Below are 10000 nucleotides of genomic sequence, written 5' to 3' on the forward strand. Positions count from 1 at the left end.
TGCCGACGGGTTTTTCAGCGGAACCGCCGCTCGGCCCGGCGATCCCCGTCACGCTCAGGGCCAGATCGGCCCCGGCCGAGGTCAGCGCCCCTTCGGCCATGGCGTGCGCCACGGGCAGGCTGACCGCGCCGTGTTCGGCCAGCACCGTCTCTGATACGCCCAGAAGCTTCGTCTTAGCTGCGTTGGAATAGGTGACATAGCCTTCGTGAAACGCCTCGGACGCGCCCGAAATGCGAGTCAGGGCCGCGGCGATCAGCCCGCCCGTGCAGCTTTCGGCCGTCGTCAGTGTGCGCCCCTGCGCGCGCGCCAGGGCGAGAATGTTCGTCGCCAGATCAGAGGCGTCCATGGAGAAGCTCCCAAAAGAAAAGGCGTGGGGTCATAGACCCCACACCCCGTAATCTAACCAATAGGGCTGAAATTACACGCCCGGATGCAGCGGGGCGTCCAGATTGCTGTTGGCGAAGTCCCAGTTCACCAGCGAGGTGAGGTAGGTTTCGATGAACTTCGGACGCAGGTTCTGATAGTCGAGATAGTAGGCGTGTTCCCACACGTCGAGCGTCAGGATCGGCTTGTCGCCCTTGGTGAACGGCGTTTCGGCATTGCCGGTCTTCACGACCTTCAGCTTGCCGTCCTGCCCCAGCACCAGCCACGCCCAGCCCGAACCGAACTGCGTCGCACCGGCGGTCTTGAAGGCTTCGACAAAGGCGTCGAACGAGCCGAAATCGGCATTGATCTTGTCAGCGATGGCGCCCGTCGGCTGACCGCCGCCGTTCTGCTTCATCGAGTGCCAGAAGAAGGTGTGGTTCCACACCTGAGCGGCGTTGTTGAACACGCCGGGGTTCGTGCCTTCCGAGGCCTTGACGATCTCGACCAGCGACTTGTCCGCGAACTCGGTGCCGTCGATCAGCTTGTTCAGATTGTCCACATAAGCCTTGTGGTGCTTGGCGTGGTGGAAGCTGAAGGTATTGGCCGACATGTGCGGCTCAAGCGCGTCGGTCGGATAGGGCAGAGCGGGAAGTTCGAAGGCCATGACATCCTCGGCAGGTTTGAAATGAATAGAAAAGAACCAGAGTCGATATATGGGGGCGGGAATCGCTTTTCAAGGCAAATTTCGGTGAGAATAATTCTCAAAATTAGCCTTATAATTTCAGGGGTTAAGCCGGACGCAGGCTGGCATACAGCGTGTGTTCGAACGCCGCTATGTCCTTGCGCCCTTCACTCAGGTCGTCGCTTGAAAAGCCTCGCTTTATTTCGCCGTCGGCCAGCAGCACACCAGCATCGCAGCGCGTCATGAAGCTGCTGACATCGTGCAGGGCCGTCAGGATGAGGGCCCCTTCACGGGCGCGCTGGGTCAGGCAGGTCTTGAGGGCATAGATGGCCAGCGGGTCGAGCCAGTTGAAGGGCTCATCCAGAATGATCCCCGCGGGCTCACCCACAAAGGCGCACATCAGGGCGATTTTCTGCTTCTGACCCGCCGACAGGGTGCCGATCATTTTATGGCGCAAGGCGTTGTAATCGAGCGCTTCGAGCAGGGCCGGGTCGTTAGGCACCTGAGCCTGACGGCTTTCGGCCACCAGCGCCAGCAGCACCTGCGGCGTCAGTTCGGGCGGCAGGCTGTCGGGTGGCGGCGCATAGCCCCACAGGGCCGCGCGACGTTGCGGCACGGCGGTGACCTCCTCATCCGCAAGCCAGAGACGGCCCTGCGCCACCGGCAACCGCCCGCACAGGCTGTTGAGCAGGGTGGTCTTACCGGAGCCGTTCACGCCCAGAATACCGTACCATTGTCCGGGCGCGAGGCTGAGCGACACCGATTTCACGATGCGCTTTCCGGCAATATCGACGCACAGGTCTTCGCATCTCAGGGCAGGCTGTGCCGCCATCTCTCTCTCCTTACTCGCCGCATCAAGAGGATCAGACGCACAGCCAGCCACAACAGGGCCGCCGGCAGGGCCAGCAAGGCCAGCAGGGCCGCAACCGCCAGATCAATCCCCAATACCCAGTCCGCCGTCGCGGGTTTATGGCTGAATCGGGTCAGAAACGCCCACAGAATAAGCAGCCCGGCCACGGCCCCCAGCGCCAGAAGGATCAGTAACCCCTCTTTCAGCGGCGCGCCGCTGATCAGCAGACTAAGCAGGCTGAGGCCCAGCCACAGGGCGAAGGGGGCAAGGGCGGTTTGCGTGAGGGTGCGGGCCAATGACCCGGGCTGCCAGCGCATAAATTGCGTCAGTTCGCCGGAGACCGGACAGAGCAGAACGGCCAGAAGCGCAGAGCCAATGCCGAACAGGCCGAGGCCTGTCTGGGGTTCCGGGTTGTTGGAGAGCGCCAGATGCGTCGCCAGCGGTATCCCGATGATCAGGAGGGCGCAGGGCAGCCACAACCGTTTGTGGCGCAGACGGCACCACAGCGGAGCCAGAGCCGAGAAGGGCAAGGGGGCCGTGCGCGTCGAGGCTTCCGCGGCAAATAGCGGCGGCATCAGGGCTGATACTATCCCGCCTCCCAGCCCCAACACCGCCCCCAGACCCCACAGGCCCAGATCGTGCGGGGCCAACACGGCCTGAAACCCCAGAAGCGTAAGCCCAACGGGCAGGCAGAGAGCTGTCGTGCGAACGGCAAACCACACGCGCCGCACCTGCGGATCACTAATCAGGGGGAAGAAGGGACCACTGAGCAGGCGTTGCGCATAGGCGGACCGCGCCGAGGGGTAAACCTGCCGCGCGGCAAAAAAGAGCAGGGCGGCGCTATAGGCCCAGATGGGACGATTGTCGTGGGCCTGCGCACTAAGGGCCTGAAACAGTCCAAACAGCAATGCGCTCAGCAAGGCGAGCGCCACCACTATATCTGAGGGACGCCGCCGCCAGATACGCCAGCGGCTGAGCAGGCGTTCCTGATCCAGTCTGAGCAGTATCTGAAAGCCCGGTTGCACTCAGAAGCCGTCGAACAGGTTGAGGGTTTCCTCTTTCGGTTCGACCTTGGGCGCCGGCGTAGCGGCTTTGGCCGGCGAAGCGGTCGCCACGTCGCGCACAATGCGTGTGGTGAAGGCAGCCTTGTTCTTTTGCAGGCTGGCCAGAAAATCCTTGGGCGTGTCGGTGATGTGGTACTTGTTCGACCACAGCATCATCTCGACCAGAACGGGGGCAAGGTCGGCCCCTTTTTCGGTCAGGCGATAGATGTATTTGCGCGCATCGTCCGGGTCGGTCGCCTTGGAGATCAGCCCGGCGCTTTCCAGTTTCGACAGGCGGTCGGCCAGAATATTGGTAGCGATCTTTTCCTCGGCATTGAGGAAGGCCTTATAGGTCGAACGCCCCTTGAACATCAGGTCACGGATGATCAGCAGTGACCACGAGTCCCCCACCACCTCCAGCAGCAGATTGATCGGGCATTTGGACCGCGGGCCGCGCGCAGAGTCTTTGGCCGTTTCCTTGACCGCCTTAGGCGCGGGCTTGGGGGCCTGACGACGGCCAAAGGTCGCGGTGGATTTGACGGGAGCTTGAGCCGTTTTGACCATGGCAGCGGGCTTTCGATGACGTTCTGAAATCGGATGCCAAAATGAATAGCAGATAACAAGTGAATTATTTATTGAATTGCGTTTTGAAATTTATATTTGTGAGTTGCAAAAGGCAATCTTTATGCTGAGGCATTGAAAAAATAAAGGTTTTTCACGGATGATTATGGACGATCTGCGGCGGGATGAGGGTTAAAGGGAACCACAGATTACACAGATTACACAGATTGCACAGATTGGCGCTTTGCGCCGATGGTGTTGGGGACACACTCTGCGTCTCCCTAAGGACGCTGATAATCTATGCAATCTGTGTAATCTGTGGTTTTCAAAAACGGCGAAACACTTGCCGCAGTCCATGACGGATGCGGCGGGCGGCATATATGGCCATCTTGGGGGCAGGCTAAAAATACCGCACAAACGCGAAGCTGTATCCGTCCGGAGCCCAGTTGGGGACATTCATTGTCCCTTGACCACCGAACAGCTCAAACAGCGTCTCGGCTTCGCCCCCCTCGGCAGGCATCAGCCGCAATCGCACCGTCTGATCGCGCGGGTGGTCGCGGCCTACCGACGGATCGTAGGACAGCCACAGGACGTGGCGGCCATCGGGCGACGGGTGTGGGAACCAGTCGGCATAGGGGCTGTCGCTCATGCGTTGAAGGTCGCGGCCGTCACGGCGAATACGCCACAGTTGCATCTGACCGGAGCGGTTGGAATTGAACCATATCCACTCACCATCAGCGGAAAGGTCCGGACCATCGTGAAGGGCGTCGCCGACGATCAGGGCGCGTTCGTCAGACCCATCTATGTGGCTGATATAGATGCCAAACACGTCCTTCTGATGGATGCCGGTATAGGTGATCCACTCCCCATCGGCAGAAATACCGTGATAATAGGAGGACATGTGCGCCGACACGCGCCGTGGCGTGCCACCGGACAGAGGCACGGCATAGATGCACGCGCGGTCGTACTCGGTCTTATCGGTAATCAGCAGGGTCTGACCGTTCGGCGTCAGGCCGTGATCATTATTGCAACGGACGGCAAAGCCCGTGTCTATCACTTGCGGTTTGCTATCGAGGGGCAGGCGGTAGATTCGCCCTTCGCTATTGAGGATCAGAGCCGTACCGTCCGGCGTGAAATGCGGCGATTCCCATAGCTCCGGTCCCTGAAAGACGACGCGGCTCTGACGGCTTTGCAGATCGTAGATTTCGATGGAACTGCGTGGGCTCATGTGCGCTCGGCCTGCTTGGCCTTGTTCCACAGGGCGTCCATTTCCGCGAGGTCGGACTGTTCCGGTGTCTTGCCGATCTTGGCCAGTTCGGCCTCGATCATCTCAAAGCGGCGCACAAACTTGGCATTGGTGCCGCGCAGGGCGTCTTCGGGCTCAGCGTCCATCTTGCGCGCCAGATTGGCGATAACGAACAGGATGTCGCCCAGCTCAGCCTTGGCCTTTTCGTGATCGCCCGCCGCCAACTCGACCTTCAGCTCGGCGACTTCTTCCTCCAGCTTGTCCAGCACTTCATCGAGCGACGGCCAGTCGAAGCCGACGCGGGCCGCGCGTTTGGTCAGCTTGGCGGCGCGGGTGAGGGCCGGCAGGCCCACGGGCACGTCGTCGAGAATGCCGTGCTTGGCCTTGGCCTTGCGCTCGGCGGCCTTCTGCACCTCCCAGGCGGCGTTCTGTTCGTCGGCGGTGCGGTCCCCGGCCTCTCCGAAGACGTGCGGGTGGCGACGGATCAGCTTGTCCGTCATGGCCTGAGCCACGTCGTTGAAATCAAACAGGCCCTGTTCCTTGGCCAGATGGCTGTGGAAGACCACCTGAAACAGCAGGTCACCCAGTTCCTCCTTGAGGTCGCGCATGTCCTTGCGCGCAATGGCGTCGGCCACCTCATAGGACTCCTCAATCGTGTAGGGGGCGATGGTGTCAAAGGTCTGGGCCAGATCCCATGGACAGCCGCCGTCTTTGGCCCGCAGGCGGTTCATCACCTCGATCAGCGCATTAATGGGGGCGGGGGGAGCCTGGGTCACGGGACAAACCTTTTGCTTTCAGTGCCGACTGAATGGACGCATAGCGTTCCGGCGTCAGGTCATAGGATGTCATTGCCCATGCGCCAAGCAAAAGAAAAATGACCGGCAGGCCGATAAAAAAGGCTTCGACCCAGAACAGGGCTTCGGGTGTGTTGTGCGCCGCCTTGTTATCAAAGCCCAGCAGGGCCAGAGCCGACAGGGTCAGCACCGAAAAGGCATAGCCGAGCTTGGTCGTGGCCGACAGAATCGACATCAGCGTGCCCTTCTGGTCGTGGCCGGTTTCCAGCAAGACCTCGTCGCCAATATCGGCCATCAGCGAGCGCGTTAGCAGCAGATAGGCGGCATAGGGGATGCCGGCCAGAAACACAGCCACAGCCATGACCGGGAAGTTGTTCGCTGGCACGAAGGCCAGTCCGCTGTACACGACGGCGAAGATAATGGCCGAGGCAATCAGGGTGCGGTGCTTGGAAAAGCGCTTCGAAGCCCCGTTCCACAAAGGGGCGCCGACAAGGCCCGCGACAAAATAGAGCAGCATGGCGATGGTGCATTCAAAGCGCGTCAGTCCCTTGGTCTGCATAAAGTAGAAGAAGAACAACGCCCCCATGATCCCCGGTGCCAGCCCCATCAACAGATCGGCCAGCAGCACCCGGATGACGTTCGGGCGGCGGATCATGTCGAAATAGGCCCCCAGTCGCACATCGTGCGTGGCCGCATCGGACATTTTTTCTGGCACCATCCACAGGGCGATACCGATGCTCAGCGGCAGGGTGATCATGATGAAAATCCCCATCCACTGCACGCCGGTCTGATAGGTCTGGCCGATGGCCTGCGCCACCACGGGGATCAGGGCCACGCACAGGAGGCCCACAATATTGCCGATCTGCCACAAGGCGAAGACCTTGGTGCGTTCGTCATAGTTGTCCGTCAGAACGCTGCCCCAGCTCGACTGGCTGAGCGCCGCCATCGAGAAGCCGATATAGATGACCAGCAGCCAGATCCCCAGATACAGAGCCGACGCGCCCACAGGCGCCAGAAACATAAAGCCGGTGGAGACAAACAGCACCGGCAGGCACAGGGCCATCCACAGCTTGAAGCGCCCGAAGCGGGTGCGGGTACGGTCCATTGCCCAGCCGATGACGGGATCGACGGCGATGTCGATCAGCTTGACGGCCATAAAGACTACGCCCACCATGCCTAGGCTGAGGCCGATATAGGTGACGTAGTATTCGGACAAGGTCACCGACAGAGGCAGGCCCAGCGCCGCAAAGGGAATGCACGGCCCGCAAAAGGCGAGCAATCGCGGCCAGCTAACGTGTTTGGATGACATGAAAACCCCTGTGAGCGCGTCTTTTGTGAGTCCGGCCAGATTGCCGTATGCGGCAACATAACACGCCTGTTGAATTTGAACAATGTTCATTTTATGGGTTGCGAATGGATAGGCGAGCGAAAGTCAAACGTTTGCACAGAGCTGTTTTCTGAACAATATTGCCTCTATTCCTGCCAGTATAGATTTTATGAGGGTTAAAGGGTTGACATTATTCGCCTGAACCCTGACGTTTAACCCAATCCGTAATTCAGCATGTCTCCTCGGCGACGGCGCGTTTGTGCCGCCGGATTGCGGGCCTTTTCTGTTCTCAAACTCTAAAGGCGACCGATGGATCACCATAATATTTCCCTGATTACCACCCTTGCGTCCGGCTTTGGTCTGGCGTTGCTGTTCGGCTTTCTGGCGGAGAAAATCAAACTGCCGGCGCTGGTCGGCTATCTGCTGGCCGGAATCCTGATCGGGCCGTCCACGCCGGGTTTTGTAGCGGATACGCACATTGCGGCGCAGTTGTCTGAAATCGGCGTCATGCTGCTGATGTTCGGGGTGGGGCTGCACTTTTCATTGGGCGACCTGATGTCTGTGCGCAAGATCGCTCTGCCAGGGGCGATTGTGCAGATGTCGCTGGCCACCTGTCTGGGTTTTGCGCTGGCGCACTGGGGCTGGGATTGGGGTATGGGGGCGGCGCTCGTCTTCGGCTTGTCGCTGTCGTGTGCTTCTACGGTCGTGCTGCTGAAGGCGCTGGAGGCGCGCAACGCCATCGACAGTATGAACGGTCGCATCGCCGTTGGCTGGCTGGTGGTTGAGGATCTGGTGACGGTGCTGGTGCTGGTCCTGCTGCCGCCGCTGGCGCATCTTTTGGAGAGCAATGGCTCGGCAGGGAGCGCCCCGACCGGCACTCTCTGGGTCACCATCGGTCAGACCCTGCTCAGCGTCGGTGCCTTTATTGCCCTGATGATGCTGGCCGGACGCAAGGTGTTTCCGTGGATATTGTGGCAGGTGTCCAAAACCGGTTCGCGCGAACTGTTTACCCTGTCGGTTATCGCGGCGGCCATCACCATCGCCTGGGGTGCATCGGAGTTATTCAGCGTGTCCTTTGCGCTGGGGGCTTTCTTCGCCGGTATGGTGATGCGCGAGTCGAAATTCAGCCACCGCGCCGCCGAAGAATCCCTGCCATTGCGTGACGCCTTTTCGGTGCTGTTCTTTGTGTCGGTCGGTATGTTGTTCGACCCCAGGGTGCTGATCGAACACCCGATGGAGGTTCTGGCCGTCGTTGGAATCATCATTGTGGGTAAGGGGCTGGCGGCCGCGGCTCTGGTGCTGGTCTTCCGCTATCCGCTCAACACCGCCTTTACCGTGGCGGCCAGTCTGGCCCAGATCGGTGAATTTTCGTTTATTCTTGGTGGGTTGGGCGTGTCTCTTGGCATCTTGCCGCAAGCGGGGATGAACCTGCTTCTGGCCGGGGCGCTGGTGTCCATCGCGCTCAATCCCTTCCTGTTTGCGGCGATTGCCCCCCTGACGCGCTGGGTGCTGGCCCACTCGGAGTTGGCACGGCGACACGAGCGGCGCGAGGACGTGCTGTCCGAACTGCCGCAGACGACGGAGGCGCGCTATCTGAAAGGTCAGGTGGTGCTGGTTGGTTATGGCCGCGTGGGCAAGCGTATCGCCGCCACTCTGGACGCGCAGGGCATCGCCTATGTGGTGGTTGAGCAGAACCGCGAGCGCGTAGAAGCGTTGCGCCAGACCGGCAAGGCCGCCGTCTATGGCAATGCCGTCGAACCGGAGGTGCTGGTGCAGGCCCATATCCAGCACGCGGCCATGCTGCTGGTGGCGACGCCCGATCTGGTCGATATTCACCAGATGGTCGAAGCGGCGCGTCGCCTCAATGCGGGCATCGAGGTCGTACTGCGCACCCATAGCGAGGAAGAGATGCACTTCCTGCGACAGGAACAGATGGGCACCGTCTTCTTTGGGGAGGAGGAACTGGCGCGCAATATCACGCGGCATGTGCTGGATCGTTTCAGTCCTAGAGCGGGATGATTACACCTCATTAACCATAGCGGGCGCAGAGTTCAAACCTGACCAGAATCAGCTCAGAAGGCTCTGATCATGCCTCATACGCCCGCCATCAATGACAACCTGACGCCGCTGGAACAGGCGCGTCTGCTGCTGGAGACGCGCGTAGAGCGCACGCCATCCATCCTCAAGGCGCTGATGGCCTCGGCGGCGTTTGCGGTGTCGGGGTTGTGGCTGGCGGCGTCGATGGTGGTCGGGCCGGTCATGTCGCAGGACAAGCCGCGTCCAACGCCCGTCGTCAGCAAGGCGGTCAGTTCCGGTACTGAGGGCGGCTTCCAATTGTCGGCCAGCCCCTCAGACCTAAAATGACTCAGTTCCCCTGCTTATAGCGCCAGGCTTCCGAAGCGGCCTTGATCAGGGCCGAGGCCTTATGCACAGTTTCCTGATATTCAGTCAGGGGCACGCTGTCGGCGACCACGCCGGCCCCGGCCTGCACATAGATTTTTTCGTCCTTGAACAGGGCGGTGCGCAGCACGATACAGACATCCAGTGACCCGGAGCCGGAGATGTAACCGACGCCCCCGGCATAGCCGACGCCGCGTTTGACCGACTCCAGTTCGTCGATAATCTCCATGGCCCGCACCTTGGGCGCGCCCGACAGCGTACCGGCGGGCAGGGCGGCCAGCAGGGCATCGACCGGATCGAGATTGGCCGGGGCATCGCCTTCGACGTTCGAGACGATGTGCATGACGTGGCTGTAGCGTTCGATATAGAATTTCTGTGTCACCCGCACGCTGGCCGGTTTGGCCACACGGCCGACATCGTTGCGGCCCAGATCGAGCAGCATCAGGTGTTCGGACAATTCCTTCGGATCGGCCAGAAGTTCGGCCTCCAGCGCCTTGTCCTCATCAGGTGTTTTGCCGCGCGGGCGGGTGCCGGCGATCGGGCGGATGGTCAGTTTGCCGTCGCGCACGCGCACCAGAATCTCCGGTGACGAACCTGCCAACTGGAAATTACCGAAATCCAGATAGAAGAGGTAGGGCGAGGGGTTCTGACGGCGCAGCGACCGGTAGAAGGCGAACGGGTCAAGGTCGAACGGGGCTTCGAAGCGGTGCGACGGCACCACCTGAAAAATA

General features: G+C 60.6%; 11 protein-coding genes. 2 read left to right on the forward strand and 9 right to left on the reverse strand.

Going from position 1 to position 10000, the window contains the following annotated elements; translation table 11 throughout:
- The 8 genes from LDL37_RS11735 to LDL37_RS11770 form a co-directional block, all read right to left on the reverse strand.
- Window positions 1-346, reverse strand: a 346-nt coding sequence (locus LDL37_RS11735; protein WP_290798411.1) for a CinA family protein, incomplete at its 3' end; no start/stop codon positions are given.
- Window positions 347-418: 72 nt separating this feature from the next.
- The gene (locus LDL37_RS11740; protein ID WP_290798413.1) at window positions 419-1030 is read right to left on the reverse strand and encodes a superoxide dismutase; all 612 of its coding nucleotides are present in this window, start codon (window positions 1028-1030) and stop codon (window positions 419-421) included.
- A gap of 124 nt (window positions 1031-1154) precedes the next feature.
- Window positions 1155-1880 carry an ABC transporter ATP-binding protein gene (locus tag LDL37_RS11745; protein ID WP_290798416.1) on the reverse strand — a complete coding sequence of 242 codons (726 nt, stop codon included), beginning with the start codon at window positions 1878-1880 and terminating at the stop codon, window positions 1155-1157.
- Window positions 1859-2923 (reverse strand): hypothetical protein, encoded by a 1065-nt coding sequence (locus LDL37_RS11750; RefSeq protein WP_290798419.1) that lies wholly within the window; start codon window positions 2921-2923, stop codon window positions 1859-1861. Before LDL37_RS11750 ends, LDL37_RS11745 begins: the two co-directional genes overlap by 22 nt.
- Window positions 2924-3505 carry a helix-turn-helix domain-containing protein gene (locus LDL37_RS11755; RefSeq protein WP_290798422.1) on the reverse strand — a complete coding sequence of 194 codons (582 nt, stop codon included), beginning with the start codon at window positions 3503-3505 and terminating at the stop codon, window positions 2924-2926.
- A gap of 397 nt (window positions 3506-3902) precedes the next feature.
- Window positions 3903-4730: a hypothetical protein gene (locus LDL37_RS11760; protein ID WP_290798425.1), complete on the reverse strand. Its 828-nt coding sequence runs from the start codon at window positions 4728-4730 to the stop codon at window positions 3903-3905.
- Complete coding sequence (mazG, locus tag LDL37_RS11765; RefSeq protein ID WP_290798437.1) at window positions 4727-5479, reverse strand: nucleoside triphosphate pyrophosphohydrolase; 753 nt, start codon at window positions 5477-5479, stop codon at window positions 4727-4729. The genes LDL37_RS11760 and mazG overlap by 4 nt, the downstream gene beginning before the upstream one ends.
- Before the next feature lie 16 nt (window positions 5480-5495).
- Entirely contained in the window at window positions 5496-6851 is a 1356-nt protein-coding gene (locus tag LDL37_RS11770; RefSeq protein WP_290798428.1) for an MFS transporter, read from the reverse strand.
- 327 nt (window positions 6852-7178) lie between these two features.
- Between LDL37_RS11770 and ybaL the strand changes: the two genes are divergently transcribed.
- Both ybaL and LDL37_RS11780 read left to right on the forward strand, forming a co-directional pair.
- Window positions 7179-8888: a YbaL family putative K(+) efflux transporter gene (gene ybaL, locus LDL37_RS11775; protein WP_290798430.1), complete on the forward strand. Its 1710-nt coding sequence runs from the start codon at window positions 7179-7181 to the stop codon at window positions 8886-8888.
- Window positions 8889-8957: 69 nt separating this feature from the next.
- Window positions 8958-9233 carry a hypothetical protein gene (locus tag LDL37_RS11780; RefSeq protein WP_290798432.1) on the forward strand — a complete coding sequence of 92 codons (276 nt, stop codon included), beginning with the start codon at window positions 8958-8960 and terminating at the stop codon, window positions 9231-9233.
- Window position 9234: 1 nt separating this feature from the next.
- On the opposite strand, the gene LDL37_RS11785 is transcribed toward LDL37_RS11780, so the two are convergent.
- Window positions 9235-10000: chorismate-binding protein (locus LDL37_RS11785; RefSeq protein WP_290798434.1), on the reverse strand; the 766-nt coding region annotated here is incomplete at its 5' end.

It is taken from the genome of Asticcacaulis sp. (assembly GCF_020217185.1).
Lineage (GTDB): Bacteria > Pseudomonadota > Alphaproteobacteria > Caulobacterales > Caulobacteraceae > Asticcacaulis.

Bases quoted from the DNA above. Each gene is read 5' to 3' on its own strand.
- LDL37_RS11740 (WP_290798413.1), bottom strand. From the start codon at position 1,030: ATGGCCTTCGAACTTCCCGCTCTGCCCTATCCGACCGACGCGCTTGAG.
- LDL37_RS11770 (WP_290798428.1), bottom strand. From the start codon at position 6,851: ATGTCATCCAAACACGTTAGCTGGCCGCGATTGCTCGCCTTTTGCGGG.
- ybaL (WP_290798430.1), top strand. From the start codon at position 7,179: ATGGATCACCATAATATTTCCCTGATTACCACCCTTGCGTCCGGCTTT.
- mazG (WP_290798437.1), bottom strand. From the start codon at position 5,479: ATGAACCGCCTGCGGGCCAAAGACGGCGGCTGTCCATGGGATCTGGCC.
- LDL37_RS11755 (WP_290798422.1), bottom strand. From the start codon at position 3,505: ATGGTCAAAACGGCTCAAGCTCCCGTCAAATCCACCGCGACCTTTGGC.
- LDL37_RS11780 (WP_290798432.1), top strand. From the start codon at position 8,958: ATGCCTCATACGCCCGCCATCAATGACAACCTGACGCCGCTGGAACAG.
- LDL37_RS11745 (WP_290798416.1), bottom strand. From the start codon at position 1,880: ATGGCGGCACAGCCTGCCCTGAGATGCGAAGACCTGTGCGTCGATATT.
- LDL37_RS11760 (WP_290798425.1), bottom strand. From the start codon at position 4,730: ATGAGCCCACGCAGTTCCATCGAAATCTACGATCTGCAAAGCCGTCAG.